Origin of the sequence: Niallia sp. Man26 (assembly GCF_022049065.2) — a bacterium.
In the GTDB taxonomy this organism is placed as follows: domain Bacteria; phylum Bacillota; class Bacilli; order Bacillales; family Cytobacillaceae; genus Niallia.
Genome location: NZ_CP095743.1, coordinates 1061245 through 1081783, shown reverse-complemented (window position 1 = coordinate 1081783; position 20539 = coordinate 1061245). Strand labels below are relative to the sequence as shown.

Annotated in this window: 18 protein-coding genes; 2 read left to right on the top strand and 16 right to left on the bottom strand. The window is 39.3% G+C overall.

Translation table 11 applies throughout. The annotated features are described in order from the left end of the window. Window positions 1–82: 82 nt before the first annotated feature. Both L8T27_RS05480 and L8T27_RS05475 read right to left on the bottom strand, forming a co-directional pair. Entirely contained in the window at window positions 83–1099 is a 1017-nt protein-coding gene (locus tag L8T27_RS05480) for a sensor histidine kinase (RefSeq protein ID WP_237941070.1), read from the bottom strand. Then, window positions 1100–1783: a response regulator transcription factor gene (locus L8T27_RS05475; RefSeq protein ID WP_237941068.1), complete on the bottom strand. Its 684-nt coding sequence runs from the start codon at window positions 1781–1783 to the stop codon at window positions 1100–1102. Window positions 1784–1992: 209 nt separating this feature from the next. Between L8T27_RS05475 and L8T27_RS05470 the strand changes: the two genes are divergently transcribed. Beyond that, the gene (locus L8T27_RS05470) at window positions 1993–2952 is read left to right on the top strand and encodes a ribose-phosphate diphosphokinase (RefSeq protein WP_233317102.1); all 960 of its coding nucleotides are present in this window, start codon (window positions 1993–1995) and stop codon (window positions 2950–2952) included. Between the two features lie 46 nt (window positions 2953–2998). On the opposite strand, the gene L8T27_RS05465 is transcribed toward L8T27_RS05470, so the two are convergent. Together L8T27_RS05465 and L8T27_RS05460 are read right to left on the bottom strand one after the other, a co-directional pair. Further along, window positions 2999–3538 (bottom strand): NADPH-dependent FMN reductase, encoded by a 540-nt coding sequence (locus L8T27_RS05465; RefSeq protein WP_237941066.1) that lies wholly within the window; start codon window positions 3536–3538, stop codon window positions 2999–3001. Between the two features lie 68 nt (window positions 3539–3606). Then, window positions 3607–4227, bottom strand: a complete 621-nt coding sequence (locus tag L8T27_RS05460) for a superoxide dismutase (protein ID WP_233317104.1) — start codon at window positions 4225–4227, stop codon at window positions 3607–3609. Between the two features lie 246 nt (window positions 4228–4473). Between L8T27_RS05460 and L8T27_RS05455 the strand changes: the two genes are divergently transcribed. Further along, window positions 4474–5100: a helix-turn-helix transcriptional regulator gene (locus L8T27_RS05455; protein ID WP_237941064.1), complete on the top strand. Its 627-nt coding sequence runs from the start codon at window positions 4474–4476 to the stop codon at window positions 5098–5100. Between the two features lie 84 nt (window positions 5101–5184). On the opposite strand, the gene L8T27_RS05450 is transcribed toward L8T27_RS05455, so the two are convergent. The 12 genes from L8T27_RS05450 to L8T27_RS05395 form a co-directional block, all read right to left on the bottom strand. Continuing rightward, entirely contained in the window at window positions 5185–6078 is an 894-nt protein-coding gene (locus L8T27_RS05450; RefSeq protein WP_237941062.1) for a pirin family protein, read from the bottom strand. Window positions 6079–6119: 41 nt separating this feature from the next. Further along, window positions 6120–6365, bottom strand: coding sequence for a YuzB family protein (locus L8T27_RS05445; protein ID WP_233317107.1), 246 nt, complete (start codon window positions 6363–6365; stop codon window positions 6120–6122). 186 nt (window positions 6366–6551) lie between these two features. Then, complete coding sequence (gene truA / locus L8T27_RS05440) at window positions 6552–7289, bottom strand: tRNA pseudouridine(38-40) synthase TruA (protein WP_233317108.1); 738 nt, start codon at window positions 7287–7289, stop codon at window positions 6552–6554. An 83-nt stretch (window positions 7290–7372) separates the two neighbouring features. After that, window positions 7373–8893: a glycine betaine uptake BCCT transporter gene (locus tag L8T27_RS05435; protein ID WP_237941060.1), complete on the bottom strand. Its 1521-nt coding sequence runs from the start codon at window positions 8891–8893 to the stop codon at window positions 7373–7375. Window positions 8894–9097: 204 nt separating this feature from the next. Beyond that, window positions 9098–10078: an aldo/keto reductase gene (locus L8T27_RS05430; protein ID WP_233317110.1), complete on the bottom strand. Its 981-nt coding sequence runs from the start codon at window positions 10076–10078 to the stop codon at window positions 9098–9100. 297 nt (window positions 10079–10375) lie between these two features. Further along, window positions 10376–11347: a glycoside hydrolase family 43 protein gene (locus L8T27_RS05425; RefSeq protein WP_396953773.1), complete on the bottom strand. Its 972-nt coding sequence runs from the start codon at window positions 11345–11347 to the stop codon at window positions 10376–10378. Between the two features lie 9 nt (window positions 11348–11356). Beyond that, complete coding sequence (locus L8T27_RS05420; RefSeq protein WP_233317112.1) at window positions 11357–11995, bottom strand: YesL family protein; 639 nt, start codon at window positions 11993–11995, stop codon at window positions 11357–11359. 3 nt (window positions 11996–11998) lie between these two features. Beyond that, window positions 11999–13261 (bottom strand): arabinan endo-1,5-alpha-L-arabinosidase, encoded by a 1263-nt coding sequence (locus tag L8T27_RS05415; RefSeq protein ID WP_237941058.1) that lies wholly within the window; start codon window positions 13259–13261, stop codon window positions 11999–12001. Between the two features lie 20 nt (window positions 13262–13281). Then, window positions 13282–14118, bottom strand: coding sequence for a carbohydrate ABC transporter permease (locus L8T27_RS05410; protein WP_127735451.1), 837 nt, complete (start codon window positions 14116–14118; stop codon window positions 13282–13284). A gap of 15 nt (window positions 14119–14133) precedes the next feature. Next, window positions 14134–15081: a carbohydrate ABC transporter permease gene (locus tag L8T27_RS05405; RefSeq protein WP_233317114.1), complete on the bottom strand. Its 948-nt coding sequence runs from the start codon at window positions 15079–15081 to the stop codon at window positions 14134–14136. 59 nt (window positions 15082–15140) lie between these two features. Beyond that, the gene (locus L8T27_RS05400; RefSeq protein ID WP_233317115.1) at window positions 15141–16469 is read right to left on the bottom strand and encodes an ABC transporter substrate-binding protein; all 1329 of its coding nucleotides are present in this window, start codon (window positions 16467–16469) and stop codon (window positions 15141–15143) included. 940 nt (window positions 16470–17409) lie between these two features. After that, entirely contained in the window at window positions 17410–20499 is a 3090-nt protein-coding gene (locus L8T27_RS05395; protein ID WP_233317116.1) for an efflux RND transporter permease subunit, read from the bottom strand. Window positions 20500–20539: the final 40 nt, after the last annotated feature.

Genomic DNA, 20539 nt, shown 5'->3' with positions numbered 1-20539 from the left:
CAGTACCCCTTTCATATGTTGATTTATTGCTAGTTTATCTGCCTAAAATGACATAGCGGTGACTAGGAAAGTGACAATTTAGTCACTTAACGCTTTTTGTGGATTGCTTATAAAATTTAATAGTAAATGTTGTGCCCTTGCCTTCTTTACTTGATACCTCTATATCTCCGTTTTGCGCGGAAATGATACTGTATGACATGGCAAGACCAATCCCAACACTATCTTCGCCGGCATTAGCTCCTCTATAAAAACGCTTAAATATGTAGGGAAGATCCTTTTTTGGTATGCCCTTCCCATTATCATATATGGATATTTCAGTAAACAGAGCATTCTCCATAAAGGAAATAGCAATTTCCCCGCCTTCTGCCGTATGTTCAACCCCGTTTTTCAAGATATTTAGAAGTGCTTCTGCCGTCCAATTTAAATCTCCCTGAAAGCTCACATCCTTTTTGCCTGAAAGCTTTAATGTCTGCTGATTAATATCCATAGGAATCAGAACAGCTTCAGCAGCTTTCTCAAGCATTTGTACAACAGATACCTTTTCTTGCTTAAAGGAAATAGAACCGGCGTCTATTTTGGACAGCTTCAATAAAGAGGATACGAGCCAGTCAATCCGCTCAAGCTGAATACGAATATTTCTTGTAAACTCATTTCGTTTTTCCTCGTCTAAGTTTTTACTGCTTAATAAATCTGCCATAACCATCATCGAGGTTAATGGTGTCTTTAATTGATGGGAAATATCCGAAATGGCATCTGTCAATGTTGACTTATCTTTTTTTAAGGAAGAGCCTTGCTGGGAGAGCATTAATGTGACTTTATATATCTCACTTTTTAAAATGCTCAGCTCTCCTTCATGATTATCTCTTATGTCAAACTGGTAGTCTCCATTCGTTATTCTACGCAAATAGCTACTTAGACGGGCGATTTCCCGGTAGCGCCAATAGGTAAACACAGCCTGGACACTTATGAAAAGCAGACTAACTGCAAATACATAAATCGCGGCAGCTCGAGAAATAAACAAATAGAAAAATATAGTAGACATCAGAGCTATGGCAGAAAGGATCAGTAAGTTAATAAGCAATTCTCGGTTGCGAAGCATTTAATCACCAACCTTGTATCCTAAGCCTCGAACTGTTTTAATAAGTTCCGGCTTTTGTGGATCATCCTCTAGCTTTTCTCTCAGTCTTTTAATATAGACCGTCAATGTGTTGTCATTGACAAAGTCCCCGGCTACATCCCAAATCCTTTCAAGCAGCTGAGATCTTGTCAGCACTTGGCCGGCATGATTAGCCAATATTAGGAGTAACCGGTATTCTAACGCAGTCACTAATACTTCTTCCCCACTTTTGTATACCTTGCCTTCCAATGTATTAATAGAAATAGGATTAATATCAATAACAGGCCTTGTTTGTGCATGCTTGTTATATCTGCGTAACACCGATTTAATTCTAGAAAGTAATTCACGAACGCGAAAAGGCTTTGTTATGTAATCATCTGCTCCCATATCCAGTCCCATAACTACATTCACTTCATCATCTAATGCTGTTAAAAAAATAACAGGCTTGTCACAGCGCTGTTTTACGAATTCACATAGTTCATAGCCGCTGCCATCTGGCAATGACAAATCAAAGATACATAAATCTATTTGGTCCAGACCATCTTGCATTGTTTGTTTGGCCGTTTCTGCAGTATGACAAACAATTGTTTCGTAATTGTCTTGATTTAAACTGTATTCAAGGCCAACTGCGATTGTTCTATCATCTTCCACTAATAAAATTTTCAATTTATACACATCCCTTGCCAAAATACGCCATAACCTCCTATTATCTTAGTTGATGCTGACAGTTTTAGTCAAAGAAGACTATTAGGAGGAAATATTCACATAACTGGTTGCATTGACACATCCAGTACCCTACAATACTTTATAGAGGCAGTTTTTTTGAAAACGCTGCACATACTACTAATAATGAACTGTTATAGGAGGAAACCGAGTTGCCAAATACATATAAAGGATCTAAGTTAAAAGTATTCTCCTTAAACGCCAATCCAGAGCTAGCACAAGAAATTGTCGAAAATTTGGGAACAGAGCTTGGAAAATGTTCTGTTAAAAAATTCAGTGATGGAGAAATTCAAATCAATATAGAAGAAAGCGTGCGCGGCTGTGATGTATTTGTTATTCAACCGACAAGCGACCCTGTAAACCAAAGTATTATGGAGCTGCTTATTATGATTGACGCCCTTAAACGGGCTTCTGTCAAATGCATCAATGTTGTTATGCCATATTATGCGTATGCACGCCAAGACAGAAAAGCTCAGCCGAGGGAACCAATCACTGCGAAGCTGATTGCAAACCTCATCCAGAAATCGGGAGCTGACCGCGTCATTACAATGGACCTCCATGCACCGCAAACACAAGGCTTCTTTAATATTCCAGTTGACCAGCTTGTCGCAATGCCGATATTGGCGCAATACTTACTAACAAAAGAGTTTGCTAATGATGTCGTTGTTGTTGCACCAGATCATGGAAGCACGACTAGAGCACGGGAATTGGCAGACCGCCTGAAAGCTCCAATTGCTATCATTGATAAACGGGGCCCTAGGGATTTTGGAGAATCTCGTGAAGTTAATATCGTTGGAAACATTGAAGGAAAAACAGCGATTATCGTCGATGACATTATCGACACAGCATACAGAATCACAACCGCTACAAAAGCACTCCTTGATAATGGTGCAAAGGAAGTCTACGCATGCTGCACACATCCTGTGCTGTCAGAGCGGGCAATCGAAAACATTACAGAGTCACATCTGAAAGAATTGATTGTTACAAACAGCATTCCGCTGTCAGAAGAGAAAAAAATCAGCAAAATCACACAGCTGACAATCGCTCCGTTATTAAGCGACGCTATTTCTCGGGTTTACGAGCAAAAGCCTGTCAGCGTGCTTTTTAAATAAGTTCAAAAAAAGAGATGTTTGGGAGTATTCCCCCTACATCTCTTTTTTATTTCCCGGCATAGCCTTTTTGCAGTGCAATCAGCTCACTCGCTAAGCTCTTTATTCTAGCTGACACTTCGCTACTAGCCAATTCATTATCCTGATTGAAATCATCATTATGAACAAACACATTCGTTGTCGGGATAAGTCCCTTTAAGTAGCTGAGAATGGGTTTTAGCTGATGTTCTGCCACTAAGAAATGCTTATCCGTACCGCCAGTCATAACAATACCTGTTACCTTTCCTTTAAAAGCATCAACAGGCAAATGATCAAACAGATTCTTTAAAGCACCTGGTATAGATGCCTGATAAATAGGGCTGCCAATAACTAAAGCATCTGCAGACAATACAGTCTTCACTACTTTTATCGTGTCGTCCTTGTAATAGCTAAGCGGAGTTCCCTTTACAAATTCAACCTCAAATTCCTTAAGGTCTATCAGCTCTGTTTCTATGCTTGGGTCAGCAGATTTTGCTGCTGCTAGCACTTCATAGACTGCTTTTGCTGTTTTGGTTCCGACAAGAGAACCGGAGATACCGACAAGCTTCATCTTGATTGCCTCCCTTTTATTTTTGAAAAAAGATGCCCTCACTAAAAAGGACATCTCACAATTCAAGCTTATTTTTTAAAGCTTGCGTATTTTTCTGCAACAGCATCCCAATTAATAATTTCAAAGAAGCTGGAAATATAATCAGGTCTTCTGTTTTGATAGTTCAAGTAGTAAGCATGCTCCCAAACATCCAAGCCTAGGATTGCATTGTTGCCTTCCATAATTGGGTTATCTTGGTTTGGAGTGCTAGTAACTGCAAGCTTTCCTTCTTCATTAACAACAAGCCATGCCCAGCCTGAACCAAAGCGAGTAGTCGCACTTTGAGCGAACGCTTTTTTGAACTCATCGAAGCTTCCAAACGCTTCTGTAATTGCTTCAGCCAATTCCCCTAAAGGCGCATTTCCTTCTTTTGCTGGTGCGATTACTTCCCAGAACAAAGTATGGTTAAGATGGCCGCCTCCGTTATTTCTTACAGCAGTTCTAATTTCCTCTGGCACTGAATCTAAATTACTTAACAATTCTTCTAGAGATTTTTCTTGTAAATCAGCTTTTCCTTCTAAAGCAGCATTTAAGTTATTCACATATGTTTGGTGATGCTTGCCGTGATGGATCTCCATTGTACTTTTGTCGATTTGAGGCTCTAATGCAGAAAAATCATAGTTTAATGCTGGCAGTTCATATTTTGACATTTTGTAATCCCCCTAAATATGTAGTATTTATACTTATTAGTATAAAAAGTATAGTTAAAGAATAACCTATCAACCACAAAATTGCAATTGATTTTTTCCACTTTTTTCACCTTATCTGCCCATTCTATGCTGTTAATCATAAAAATGTTAACATTTTATACTTTATGGTATAATTAATAAAATCGGCTGCTTTGCTTGTCGTTCACAAGGAAGGATTACTCCAACTGGTTAATGGAGGTTATATAGATGGACACAAAACAAAAAAATACGAAAGACAAAATACTTCATCTTCTAAAAAAAGAAGGCTCACTCACTGTTAGTGACTTAACTAAGCGCCTTGAAATTACCCATATGGCTGTTCGCAAGCATCTTACTATCATGGAAAAGGATGGTATGATTCAAACGAAGGAATTCAAGCAATCCATGGGAAGACCGATGCAATTATACTCTCTAACAGAAAAGGCTGAAATGCATTTCCCGAAAAATTATGAAGGAATCAGCATTGGTTTTTTGCGGGATATCGAGGAGCTGTATGGCGATGGCTCCGTTCAGCGCTTATTTGAGAAAAGAGAGGCTCGGCTTATTCACGAATATGCTGTCAGAATGGACAGTAAGGATTCACTTCAAAAGATGAAGGAAATCACAAAAATCCAAAATGAAAAAGGCTATATGGCAGAGTTAAACCAGCTCGAGGAAAACACATATGAGCTGATTGAATATAATTGCCCTATTCTTGAGGTTGCGAAGGAATTTAAAATTGCCTGCAAATGTGAAACAGAAATGTTTAAAGATGTCCTCAATACAGAAAATATCAGCAGGTCTTGCTGCAGAACAGATGGCGACAGCCACTGCAGATTTCTTGTTAAGTTTTAAAAAAGACAACCTCTGTGACATACGGAGGTTGTCTCCTTTTTTAGTAAATATAAAGGAGCATAGCACTAGCTATGCTCCTTTCGCTCATTTAGCCGGCGGTCCGAACTCCCCGTGATGGAAATCGCGGAAGGCCTGTTTTATCTCCTCCATCGTATTCATAACAAATGGACCGTATGGTACAATTTCTTCGTTTATTGGTGCTCCTGAATAAATAAGCACCTTTGATCTTCGTTGATTTGCTTTAACGGTAAGTTCACTCAGCTTGTGCTTGTCTGCTGTTCCATGTTCTGCATAAGTCAATGTAGCTGTACCATGCTTTTGTAAATTCACACGATTAATACCAAAATCCATATCACCTGACAACACATATAAAAAAGCATTATGGTTTTCTGGCATGTGATGAACATAGCTTGCTCCCTCTTCTAAAGTTATTTCTGACAATGTAATAGGAACAAGAGAATGTAGGGGACCTTGAACGCCTGCGATATCTCCTGAAAACACCTTTATTTTTCCGCCATTGAAATCAACAGTAGGCGCATCCTCACTATATACATTTTGATAAAATGTCTCACTGTGCTTTAGATTCTTCGGCAGATTCAGCCATAACTGCAATGTATGAGCAATATCATCGCCCACCCCTTCTTCTGCATGTCTAGCCGCCCAGCCAGCATTCATATATTGCACATCCCCAGGTTCAAGAATATCTCGTCCTCCGCCATTATCAATATGCTCTAATCTTCCGTCTACAACATATGTGATGGTTTGGAAGCCGCGATGGGGATGGTCTGAGAATGTTCCCCTTTTAAACCAATCCTCTGCCATTAAAATAAATGGGTCAAAATCCTTCCATCTTTCTACAGGCAGCACCCACCCTTTCTGAATGGCTGGGAATTCTGCTTCCTCATATTGAACATACCAATGTTCCTTAACATCCCTTTGAAAAACCTCTTTTTGTTGATCTACTAACTCTTTTTCCATTTCTCCCACCCCTTTTTCACTATATGCCAGTACTTCTGATGTTAAGCATATAATGCTAACTCTGCTTCAATCTGGTTTTTAATTAATGCTACGCATTCTTCAGCAGTTTTCGCAAAAATTCTTTTACCGTTAACGATAGCGTAAGGTCTCTTTGCACACATGCCACAGAAAGAAAGACAGGTATTCTCAATCACTGCTACTTCTGGATATTCTGATTCGAGGATTTCCTCAAGCGGGACAGCAGTGATTAAGCTGCCATCACATATTTCCACAACTACAATCCCCATTGTTTGTTTCCCCCCTAATCACCTAATAAAATAAAAATCTATATAAATAAGATAAAATAAGTTCACTTTTTATACCAATTGGTATAATTAACGAACATAACCTTACTCCAATCCTACGTAAAAAGCAATCATTATGCTTATCAAGGCAAAAAAAGGAAGCTAATAATCATAGCTTCCTTTCGAACATTAAAATTCAACTTTTTCTAAATATAAGCCGGCTGCTTCTGCCATTAGGCCTGTTTGGACTCTTTCTTTTGATTCAATGATAGCAGGAATTTGATCAGGCTTTATTGTATTTAAACCGACCTCAATTAATGTGCCGACGATTTTCCTTACCATATTGTATAAAAAGCCATCGCCTCTTACTCTTATATGGAGAAACCCGTTTTCTTTTTCTATCGATATAGCGTATATTTCGCGGACCATTGATTTTTTTTTGCTTTTCGCATTAGAATAAGCAGTGAAATCATGACTTCCCAAAAAATGGCTGGCCGCTTCTTTCATATTCGAGATATCGAGCTTTTGGTCGACATGCATGCTGTATTTGCGCATGAAAGGGTTCGTATGCTCCTCGTTCCAAATTTTATATAAATATGTTTTATCCTTCGCATTATAGCGGGCATGAAAACGGTCAGGAACTGTTTCTAGATGAAGAACACTTATATCGTTCGGCAAATATTTGTTTAAATACGCCTTTATTTGTAACTCACTCATCGAAGTTTTTATTTTAAAATTCGCAATTTGCTCCATTGCATGGACGCCAGCATCTGTTCTGCTGCAGCCAATTATTTGCACCTCTTCACCAGCCATCTCAGTCAGAACGTTTTCGATTTTCCCTTGGATGGAGCTGTCTCCGTTGCCGAGGCGCTGCCATCCTCTGTACCTGCCGCCATCATATTGAATGATCATTTTATAATTGTTCATAGTATCTCCTTGCTTTTCATAATCTTTCTAAAGTGTAGCTTGTCTGAACAAGAAGCACAACTTTTTATGAAAAAAAAGCAATCCTATCCTTTAGGATTGCTTTTACTTTTTAAATTAGCGAGCCTGAACTCCTTAACTTCCTGATTGACTGACTTCAATAAACTTATTGCCATTAACGCTATTATAATCGAGAACGGCAATGCTGCTATTATCATCGTATTTTGCAATGCTTGCAGGCCACCAGAATAAAGGAGCACAAGTGCCATTGCTGCTAATAAAACTCCCCAAATTACCTTTAGACGATTACTCGGGTTAAGAGAGCCATTAGTAGTCATCATCGCAAGAACAAAGGTTCCAGAATCAGCAGATGTGATGAAAAACACAGCAATTAATACAATCGCCAAGATAGAAAGGGTTCTGCTTAATGGATAATTCTCTAACACACCAAATAATGATTCTTCTGTTGCCAGCCCAGAAATTAATCCAGGTGTATCATGCTCCAACAGCATCGCAGTCCCTCCGAATACCGAGAACCAAAGAAAACCAATTACTGCTGGAATGAACAATACATATGCAACAAACTCTCTGATTGTTCTTCCTTTCGAGATTCTTGCGATAAAGACACCAACAAATGGCGACCATGCAATCCACCACGCCCAATAAAAAATCGTCCAACTGTTAATCCATGTTCTATTCTCCTGGTTCAAAGGAGCAATACGGAAGCTCATATTCACGAGATTTTGTAGATATGATCCTAAAGTATCTGTAAATAGATTTAATGTAAACAAGGTTGGCCCAACGAGAAATAACAGCAAAAACAAAATACCAGCTAAAATCATATTGGCATTGCTTAAGATTTTGATTCCTTTTCCAAGACCGCTCAATGCTGAATAAATAAACAAGGCTGTTACAATACATATAATAATGAATTGTGTCATTATACTTGAAGGTACACCATATACAAAGGAAAGTCCTCCATTGATTTGAACCGCTCCAAAACCAAGTGTTGTAGCAACTCCGAGTACGGTGGCAATAACAGCAATCGTGTCAACAGCTTTACCTGCAATCCCGTCTGACCTTTTACCAATAATAGGCTTTATAGTGGCACTAATTAATGAAACATTCCCTTTGCGAAAAGTAAAGTATGCTAAACAAAGGGCAACAAGCCCGTAAATCGCCCATGCATGAATGCCCCAATGGAAAAAGGTATATCTCATTGCGTCCTTCATGCCTTGATCTGTCCCTATCTCTCCAGTTGGTGAACTTATCGCATAATGGCTTATCGGTTCTGCTGTCCCATAAAACACTAGTCCAATCCCCATGCCTGCACTAAACAGCATGGCAAGCCAAGATATTCTCGAAAACTCAGGCTTATCATCCTGTTTTCCAAGCTTGATGCGTCCTGCTGGACTAACTAATAAATAGAGGCAGACAACTAGGAAAAACGATACAACAATTAAATAATACCAGCCAAAACTAGTTGTAATAAAGCTTTGTACCGAGTTTGTTAAATTCTCAAGCAGAGATGGTGCTGCAATCCCAACGAGAACAAGCAGCAGCAATAATGCTGTCGAAATATAAAATACTATTGAAACTTTTTTCATAAAAATAAATTACTCCCAACTTTTCCCTTTATGCCTTTTGAAAAGAAAATCAACCTTAGCCTTATACCCTTTATCTAGTAAGTTAAACCTTTTGCTAAGTAAGCTTTTCTCGTATAGGTAGTGTTAGTATGTTCTTATTATCAGTATTTCATTTCCCTTACACTAAAAAAAGAAACCATCAACAAGAATGGTTTCTTTCATATTTTATTTAAATCCTAATACAGGATGAGGAATATATGGTTCTTCAAGCTGGGCAATTTCTTCCTGTGATAATGTTACTGCGAGCGCTGCAACTGCATCCTCTAAATGAGACATTTTCGTTGATCCAATAATTGGAGATGCGACTGTCTCTTTTTGCAATACCCAAGCAAGTGCGATTTGGGCACGTGATACTCCATGTATTTCTGCAATCTGTGCTACCCGTTCAACAACTATTTTGTCAGCAGCCGCTGTTTGAGCATAAAGTGACTTGCCAAACTCATCCGTTTCAGAACGGGCTGTTGTCTCTTCCCAGTTGCGAGTTAATTTGCCTCTTGCTAAAGGACTCCACGGTATGACGCCGATTTTTTCTTCTTTGCATAACGGAAGCATCTCCCGTTCTTCTTCCCTGTACAATAGGTTAAGATGATTTTGCATGGTGATGAATTTTGTCCAGCCGTTTTTTTCGGCAACATGCTGTGCCTTTAAGAATTGCCAAGCATACATGGAGGATGCACCGATATAACGTGCCTTTCCTGCCTTAACAACATCATGAAGGGCTTCCATCGTTTCCTCAATAGGAGTGTCATAATCCCAACGGTGTATTTGATAAAGGTCCACATAATCTGTTCCTAGCCTTCTTAGACTATTGTCGATTTCACTCATAATTGCCTTGCGGGAGAGTCCTGCACCGTTAGGACCTTGGTGCATTCGGCCATGAACCTTCGTAGCAAGGACAACTTCATCACGGTTTGCAAAATCTTTTAATGCTCTTCCCACAATTTCTTCACTTGTTCCATCTGAATACACATTTGCTGTATCGAAGAAGTTAATGCCAAGCTCGAGGGCCTTCTGAATAATCGGACGGCTCCCCTCCTCATCTAATACCCAAGTGTGACTGCCTCTTTCTGGGACTCCAAAGCTCATACAGCCGAGACAAAGTCGAGATACATCCATGCCAGTATTGCCTAATTTAACATATTCCAAAGTATGTGCACCTTCTTTCTAAAGAATTATATATAAGTATATAACCGTTATGGGCATTTGGACAAAGATTATGGCTTTTTTATCCATTGATTATTTTTCCATTGACATATGGTTATTTCGTTTGACATTGTAAACGTTTTCATTTATACTGTTTTTAGGTTGGATGACATTCGTGGTCATCATCGGTACCTAGCGCAGGTGGAGCTGGTACTATTTTTATGCAATTTCTTGTAATCGATTTACACAAGATACTAGGCAAAAGACAACTAGGTCTTCTAGTTGTCTTTTTGCTTACCTTTAGTTATTATTAGCTATCGGTTTTCCGAATACAGGGAAACCGTTCTCATCCCAAGTAAACACTTGTGCTCTGGCATGACGATCTGGATTATCGAGCGGATCTCCATCCATTTCTGTATATGGACGGGCATGATAAATGAGGATATCTTCTTGACCGTCTTCACTTACAGTAAAGCTGTTATGGCCTGGACCAAATTGACCGTTTTCTGGCGCACTTTTGAAAACAGGTTCTTTCGATTTAGTCCACGAGTAGCCATCTAAAAGGTCTGCATCTGCATCTGCCCAAAGCATACCCATGCAATAGTTTCCATCTGTTGCACTTGCAGAATAAGTGATAAAAATTTTATTGTTGCGGATTATTACTGCTGGACCTTCATTCACTAGAAAACCGATTTTTTCCCAGCCAAATTCAGGGATTGTCAGCAAAAGCTGTTTGCCTTTTAATGTCCATGGGTTCTCCATTTCAGAAATATACAGATTAGAGTTTCCAGGGATAGCAGGCTCCTTCTGTGCCCAAACATAGTACAGTTTTTCATTATGTTCAAACACGGTAGCGTCAAGACAGAAGCTTTCCTGTTGTGTTTTCACTTGCCCTTTTTCCTCCCATTTACCTGTAAGAGGATTTTCATCACCACATTCAATTGCAAACATGCGATGCTGGAAAATATGGTTTTTCGGATGGCTGCTTGGTGCTGCCGCAAAATAAACATACCATTTGCCTTGCACGAAGTGAATCTCTGGTGCCCAGATTAACTGACTTTGCGGCCCTTCTTCATGTGCTCTCCAAACAGTCGCCTTCTCACTGTTTTCAAGATCATTCAAACTTTTTGCTCTTCTCACTTCAATTTCTTGATAACCAGGAACAGAGCCTGTGAAATAATAATAACCGTCTGTATGCTTATAAACCCAAGGATCTGCACGCTGTAAAACTATTGGATTATTATATTTAGATGTTGTCTCAATCATCGTCATTATCTCCCTTTAAATGTTCTCTTTGATTATTTCTCCTTTAATAGCTCCTTTTTTCACTAATTCACCTGATATGAACCTTTCAATGCAGATGATATAGATGCTAACGAAGCATAGTGGGAGAATAATGCTGAATTTATAAGCTGCTGCCAGCAGTACTAAGAAAAACAGCAGACTGAAAATACTTTGGAATGGCATAAGCAGCGGCAAAGCCAGCACCAATTTCGCTTTTTGCTTAAATGTCCCTTCCGTATGTATGGCAACAGGGAATGTATAAACGATGGCAGCCAAAACATAAATCATGATAAAGAGAAGCGGATAATAGAGCACTGCCAATCCAATAGCCATTTGTTTGACAAGCTGCATATCAATCCACAGCACATAAAGAATCGCTCCATAAATGAGGGCTAAGCCATTCATTTTCATAAAGCCTTTCTTATATGCAGTGAAAAAGCTTTTGGCAATTTGCAGATAGGACGGATAATCCGCTTTATATGCCTCATCTTTTTGCAGATGAAATAAGGCATATGTGGCAGGAAACACCCCAAAAAAGCCAAGTCCAAGCAACACGCCAGCAACCCAAAGCAGATTCAAGTAAATGATATTTACCGCTTTATCCAGATAAATCATGATTTTATTTGACCACGCCATATACTAAACCCTCTTTCCAAAAATTGTGTTTCCGTTTGGAGTTAATCCGGAGAACCCAATTCCTTCTTTATCTTCTTTCCAGTTTTTGCATGTAAAAACAATGAATATAGTACCACTTTTTTTATGAAGATATTGCTGTTCTCCCAATGGCTCGAACTCTGCCAGGTTGCTTTCGTTTATGTTAAAAAACTCGCTTTCCTTAATCGTAGTTGTATCATCAAAAGCGATAATCTCCCATTTTCCAAGCAAATCTTTATCTGACAACGAATGCGCATCCATTTTTTCATAATGCTCAGAAGAAACAACAGGCCAGCCATTGTTCAGCCAAAATATCTCCCGAATGAAAGCAAAGTGATACGGAGAACGTTCTTCAATCCGTACATGGTGAACCATGTAATCCTTCTTGCCCTCTGTAAAAATAGAGTTATGGCCAGGACCAATCCAGCTGATATCCTCCTTGAATTGATAGCTGCCAACAAGCTTTACACCAATAGAGTCCGGCCGGGTTTCTGTTTCTAACATACTGTTCCCATTTATATCTAAATAAGGTCCTGTTATTTCCCTTGACCTTGCCACCCTCACATTATAGCTGTCATTCAAACTATCATAGGAAGTAAACAAGTAATAATAATCCAATTCTTCATGATAATAGATGAAAGCACCTTCAATTGCTGTATCAACAGATTTAGGACGCTTTGCGAGCAGCGTGCCATAATCTTGTTCATTTTTTAGACGTCCTGTCTCCATATTAAGCTCGGTCATATAAATGCCGCCAAAGAAAGAGCCATAACACATCCAGTACCTTCTATCCTTATCCACAACAATATTAGCGTCAATCGCATTATGTTTGGCTAAGTCTGGATTTGTTTTAATAACAATTCCTTGATCGCTCCATGGCCCCAAAAGATGCTCAGCAGTTGCAAGACCAATGCATGACACTGTGCTGCCAAATGTTGAAGCAGAATAATACATATAATATTTGTCTTTATAACGAATAACCTCCGGCGCCCACAGGCCGCGGGCATTCGACCAAGCATTCGCCTCTGTCGGAATTCCTGCCAATGCAGTACCTGCAAACTCCCAGTGGACAAGATCATTAGATTTCCTAATCGGCACCCCTTGTGTAGGCTTTTCCTCAAAGAAGGTGTCTGTTGCAAACATATAGTAAATGCCATCTTCCTTTACGATTGTAGGGTCATGTGCCCCAAGTGTACCCCATTGATAGGATTGAATAGTCTCCAACCATCTTTTTGTATTCTCCTTCAACTAATAAGCCCCCTTAACCTTTATCCTTTTACACCAGATAAAGCAACTGACTCGATAATTTGCTTTTGGAATATCAGGAATACAATCAGCACAGGCAGCAAGGAAACAACGGAGCCAGCCATGATTAACGGATAATCTGTCTGTATCGCATAGGTTGCTTTTAAATTCGCGATAACAACCTGTAATGTCTGCTTCTCTGGGCTGTTCAAATAAATTAATGGCGCCAAATAGTCATTCCAAACACCCATAAACCAAAGAATAAACTGTGCTGCGACCGCAGGGCGAATGACCGGGAATATCAACTTAAAGAATATTTGCAAGTATCCGGCTCCATCCACCTTCGCGGCTTCAATAAGCGAGTATGGCACATTGGCCAAATATTGCCGCAGGAAGAAAATCATCGTGATATTACCGAACAATCCTGGCACGATAAGCGGAAGGAGTGTATCAACCCAACCGATTTTTGAGAACATAACGAACTGTGGAATCATGATAATTGGATATGGAATCATGATAGATGCCAACAAAATTAGAAATATCCAATCCTTAAATGGCATTCTCAGCTTTGCAAAGGCAAACGCAGCCATACTTGATGTAATGGTTCCAACTATTGTTACAGACAATGAAACAATAATGGTATTTTTTATCCCATATCCTAAAGTGTCCAGCTGAAACAGCTTCGTGTAGGCATCAAACTGGAAAGGATCTGGTATCCATTGCGGCGGTAAGGCAAATACACCTGTTTTATCCTTTAACGAAGTAGAAATCATCCAAAGCAGAGGACCAATCATCAAGATTGAACCAAGCGACAGGATTACATAAACGATTATGTCTGTAATTCTCTTTTGCTTTTTCATTCACTAACACACCTCCTAGTCCAAGCTATAATCTGATTTTCTATTTAAGTAGAATTGAATGACTGTCACGATGAAAATGAAGATAAACAAGATCAATGACATGGCAGAACCGTAACCCATTTGATAATACTTAAAGGCTTTTTGCCATACATACCAAACGATGGATGCAGCACTGTATTCAGGGCCGCCAGTCGGTGTCATAATATTGATTTCCGTGAAGATTTGGAAACCGCCGATAATGTTTGTGATAACTAAGAAGAATGTAACTGGCTTAACCATCGGCCAGGTTATGTTCAAGAACTTCTGGAATGAGTTAGCTCCATCCAAGTCTGCTGCTTCATAAAATGACTTAGAAACACTTTGAATAGCAGCCAAATACAACAGCATAGAATATCCTAGACCTTTCCATACTGCCATTAAAATAATGGCCGGCTTAACTGTTGACTTATTCTCAAGCCAGTTCGGCCCTTGAATTCCGAAAATCTCCAACACTTGGTTAACTAAACCGAAATCCCCATTATATGCCCATGCCCACATGATGGAAATGGCTGCAAGGGAAGATATAACTGGTATGTAGTAAACCGTTCTGAAAAATGTAGTGCCGCGCAAGCCCCTGTTTAGCGCAATAGCCAACAGCAATGCCAAACCAAGGCCAATTGGAATACCAATCATATAAAAGACCGTATTATAGAGCGTTTGGTAAAAGTACGGATCTTGGAACAGTTTAACAAAGTTATCTAAGCCGACGAAATTCATGCGGTTTAACCCATTCCAATCGGTAAAAGAAGCGTATATGGAGTAGGCAAACGGATATACAGAGAATAATAGGAAACCTATAACAGGAGCGAGTACGAATAAAAAGGCAACTCGATGTTCCTGCTTATATAGTGCGCTGGATTTTTGCTTTTTTGGTTTTGTCGGCTTTACATCTTTAGTACCGACAACCGGATTAATGCCAGACATGCTTTTCACCCCTTTTAGCAATAGGCATCTGCGACTTGCCACAGATGCCTATTAATCTATTATTTTGACATTTTCGCTTGTTCGTTTGCTTCATCTAGAAGCTTTTGCATTTTCGGCTGAATTTCTTTCAAGTATTCTTCTGCCGTCTTTTTGCCTTGAACAACTGGTGTAATATTTGTCCAGAACTCATCTAACCATTGGGAATTGTATGTCGCAAATGTTGGATAAGGCACACCATAATCTTGGACAATATCAAGGAACTCTTGTTTGTTGTTTGGAACTGACTCTGTATCAGCAGCCCATTCTTCCGCCATATCGACAAGGTTTGGAATTTGAACTTGTGCATCAAGCAATGTTTGCTGTGCTTCTTCATCAGCTGATAAGTAGATAGCTAACTCTGTAGCCAATTCCGGATATTGAGTCATCTCAGAAACTACAAGTCCTAATGAACCAACATAAGCAACAGACTTGCCAGCATCACCTGACGGCCATGGCATTAAGTCATATTCAAAGTCAAGCTTAGCGTATGTGCTCATATCCCAAGGACCTACTGGGAAGAAAGCTAGCTCGCCATTCATCCATCTTTGGTAAGTATCCAATGTTTCTGCTTGAGATGAATTTGGCGTTGTATTATATTTGTTTGACAAATCTGAGAAGAATTGCAGAGATTTTGCAAATTCAGGAGTATCCACTGTTACTTTATCTCCTGCTTCATTTAGGAAAGAAGCGCCATTGCTGTATGCAAATGACTGTAATGACCATGTTGCGTTAAATCCGCTCGCCCATTGATCTACTTCTCCGTCACCATCTGTATCTTGTGTCAATTCCTGGCTGACTTTCAGGAATTCATCCCATGTATACGCTTTATCTTTGTCTGGAATTGGAATGCCTGCTTTTTCGAACATATCTTTGTTATATCCTAAAGCAAAAGGTCCAACATCCTTCGGTAATCCGTAAAGTGCTCCTTTACCTGCTGTATCTCCATCATAGCGGTAAATGTCTACTCCAAACTGCCATAAGCTGTTCAAATCGAAATCTGCTTTTTCTACATCCTCGGTAATGTCTCTGATAATTCCATTATCTACATAGTTTGCAATGCTTCCTGAATCAAGATAGAACACATCAGGCACATTGCCGCCAGATACAGCTGCAGATAGTTTAGTAGAGTATTGGTCAGCATCTGTATTGATGATTTTTACTTTAACACCTTCATGCTGCTCTTCAAATTTTTTGATGGCTGCAGTATAAGCCGCTTTTTCATCTTCGCCGCCTCTAAACATAAAAGTAATTTCTTTTTCATCACTATTTCCGCTGCTTTTGCTTGAACATGCACCTAGAAACATACTTGCAACCAACAAAATAGCCAGCATTAAATTCAGTTTCTTCATAATCAGTACTCCCCCAATTATTTTTTGTACTGCCATGTATATACTCTTAGTAAAAATTTAAATCCAGAAGATCCAGTGGATTATCCTGACACTTTCGTCAACCCACTCCCTCTTAACCATTTGGTGCAACAGATAAGAAAACAGCAGGAAAAATATATATTGTATTCTCCCTATAACCAAAACAAGTTTTATGCCGCATTTTATCGATTTGTTCATATAGCAATAAACGTGCAACTTTTCAAACAGTACCGATAAGGCACAGTAAATGTTTTGTGCTGTTTTAAGGAGAATGCTTGAGAATCATCATTCTTAGCACATCACTATATTGCCTTTCTCTTTCTGCTTATGTATTTGATATTAACTATATAAAAACGTAATCGATAAATTAATTGCTCTATTAAACTTTGATCAGAGCCTCCTTTTTATAAGAAAATACCTTACATGTTATTTATACAATAAGCTGAAAACGCTGTCAATAACTTTTATATAAATTTAACAATATATTTTTATATCTTAATTAACAAAAATGTTAACTAATATTTTATACTCCGTAAACTAAGGTTTAATTATTTATACTTTTGTTAATTTTGTGGTTTTCGAAACAACTTAATTAATTAAATTATTAAAATCAAGAGTTATTTTAGCTGTTTACTCTATTTTTTCATAATGAAAAGGATAAGTACCATTGATTTCCTTTCTGTTGTTGCTTTTTGTCTTAATAGCACGAATTTTAGCAAAAAAAAGAGCGTCTAGCTTAGCATAGACTGTTGAATTCCGCTGCATGGTTTCACCTTCACACAGCTAGTGCCAAAATACTCCGCCCTATCTCGTGTGAGCCCTCGGACTTATCTACAAATCCCGTATGACACTCACCACTCCGCACCTATTTTCATCCTATTAAATAAAGAAAGGGCAGCCAATCACGGCTGCCCTCTGTCGATTAATTTTCTTCGACTTGTTTGCGGTTTTTCTTAAACATTTTAGACAGAATTTCGTAGACGATTGGAACGATAAGAAGTGTTAACAATGTCGAACTTGTTAAACCGCCTATTACGGTAATTCCAAGGCCTTTAGAGATAATTCCGCTTCCGCCGTTACCGATTGCAAGTGGAATCAATGCACCGATTGTGGCAATTGCCGTCATCAGGATAGGACGAAGTCGGGTTGCGCCTGCCTCCAGAATCGCATCACGCAAGTTCATACCTTCTCTTTCCATATGGATGATTCGGTCTACTAATACGATCGCGTTTGTTACAACTATACCTATCAACATGAGCATACCCATCATTACGGAAACGGAGATTGTTTCACCTGCAATTAACAATCCTACGAACGAGCCAATCACTGCGAATGGCAACGAGAATAGAATGGAGAATGGTGCAGCACCTTCACCGAAGGTAACAACAAGGATGAAGTATACAATCGCAATTGCAGCAATCATCGCAACTCCAAGCTGTGTGAACGTTTCTGTCATGTCAGCAGACACACCAGCTACGCCCATCGTTACGCCGCTAGGCAAGTCAATATCATTGATTTTTTCATCTACTTCAGCTGTCACTTTAGAAATATCATCTGTTGTAATAGTTCCAGTAACTGTCGCATAATACTCACCCTTGCTTCGATCAAGTGTATTGAGTGTTGTTCCTTCTTCAATTTCCACAAGATCTTCAAGCTTCATTGTCGTTCCAGTTGCTGTTGCTATCTCTGTATCCAACAATTCATCAAGTGATTTCGGAGTAGCTTTCTCTTCTTGTTTTACAATAACATCAAGCTCTTTTCCGTCTTTCTCAACAGTTGTCAGAACTTCATCTGAACCTTGATTGCTTAATGCCATAACGATTTGACCTGTAGTCAATCCGTACTGCAGAAGGTTTTCCTGATCAACCTTTAATGTATGTTCTACATATGCTGCTTCTGCACTTGAAGATACATCTTTAAGACCGTCATTATCCTTCATAATATCTTCAGCTTCTTTTACTGACTCATTAAGCTTAGTTAAATCCTCACTATAGAACGTATAGCTGATTTCATTTGTAGATCCTGACATAGAAGTGAAGTTTTGGCTCTTCCATTCTCCTGTCTGGCCAATATCAGCAATATATGTTTCAATATCTTCTTTTACTTCAGAGAAGTTTTTCATGTCTGGATCAAAGATCAAGTACATAAGTCCGCCGCCAGCGCCGCCGCCCATCATCGCAGCGGTCATGTCTGCATTGCTGCTGTCGGTAATAGATGTTTGAACTGTATCAATATCATCACGCTTCAGCATTTCATCTTCAACAACTTGAATGTTATCTGCTGTTTGCTTCTCTGTTTCACCAGCTTCTGGTGTATACGTCAAGTACATGACTTTTTCTTCTTCGCTGCCCATGAAGCTGAATCCGATCAATGGCGTAAGTGCCAAGCTTCCTGCAAGAAGTATTACTGCAATGGCAGACGTAATGATTTTATGGTTTAATGCTTTTTCTAATAATCCTTTATACCATAAAGCGAGCTTTCCAACTTCTTTATGTCCGCTTTCTGTCTTCTCACTGTATAATTTCTTTTTAAATAAGAAGTGTGAAAGAGCTGGTACGATTGTAACGGCAACAATCAATGATGCACCAAGAGCGAATGTCATCGTCAATGCAAACGGCACAAACAGTTCACCAACCATACCGCCCACGAAAATAAGTGGCGCGAACACGGCAACAGTTACTAATGTAGACGAAAGAATCGGCTTGAACATCTCAATTGTTGCTTCACGCACTAACGCACGCCCTGTAAGCTTCTCTTCTTTAGAATGCAAACGTCTGTAAATATTTTCAACTACAACAATGGAGTCATCAATTACACGACCAATAGCTACTGTAATGGCTCCTAGCGTCATAATGTTCAGTGTGATATCCATCCAATGCAGAAGCAAAAATGCCATGAAAATGGATACCGGAATGGAAACAATCGATATAATGGTAGATTTAATGTCACGCAAGAACAGCAGGATGATTAGAACTGCGATCAATCCGCCGAATACTGCTTTTTCAATCATAGTATGGACAGAATCTTCAATTGGCTGTCCTTGGTCAAGTGTTACGTCAATGACTAAACCGTCAATTTTATCTTTTTCATCTTCAGCAAGATCCTTAACAGCGTTTACTACATCAACTGTATTAGCTTGCTGGCCTTTTACGATTTGGATAGCAATCGCGTTTTCCCCATTTGTACGGGAAATTGATTCTTCCTTGCCGACAGCCTCAATTGTAGCAATATCGCTAAGCTTCACAAATGGTGAAGGGTTCTCAGCAGTCGGTGTTACCGGAATCATCATATCTTTCAATTCATCTATTGATGTAAGCTTTCCGTCAACAGATACAGCCTCTTCACCTTCTTCAAATTCATAAAGACCTAAAGATGTAGCCATATCGCTTGCTTGAATAACTTGTTTTACGTCATCTTCTGTCAGGTTCAGCTCAGCCAATTTCTCTTTATTATAGGCGAAGTCAACTTCTTCTACATGCTGGCCGGAAATAGTTGCTGAAGCAACACCATCAAGCTTTTCAATATCAGGAAGGATTACATCCTCCACTGTTGATGTCAAATCAACAATATCCTCTTCTGTGCTGCTTATGGACAATGCAACAACCGGCATCATATTCATGCTGATTGCAGACACAGTCGGTGCATCCACATCTTCTGGAAGTGTTACATTATCTAATGCAGATTCAAGCTGTCTCTTTTTCTCATCCATGTCAATGCCATACTCATATTCTACTTGTATGCTTGACACACTTGAGCTGGAATTAGAATAGACGGCCTTAACATCCTCTAGTCCTTCCACTGCTTGTTCAATCGGCATCGATACATCATTCATTACTTGTTCAGGAGTTGCTCCTGGATATACACCCGTTACCATTAAGTACGGTATCGAAATATCCGGAATCGTCTCCGTTTTCATTTGTGTACCAGAATAAATACCTGAAGCTGTGATAATAATGGTCAATAACCAAACCGCCAGTTTATTCTTCAGTACGAAATTAACTATCCCTTTCACTTTTGCACCTACCCTTTATTGACTTTGTCGAACTAATTAC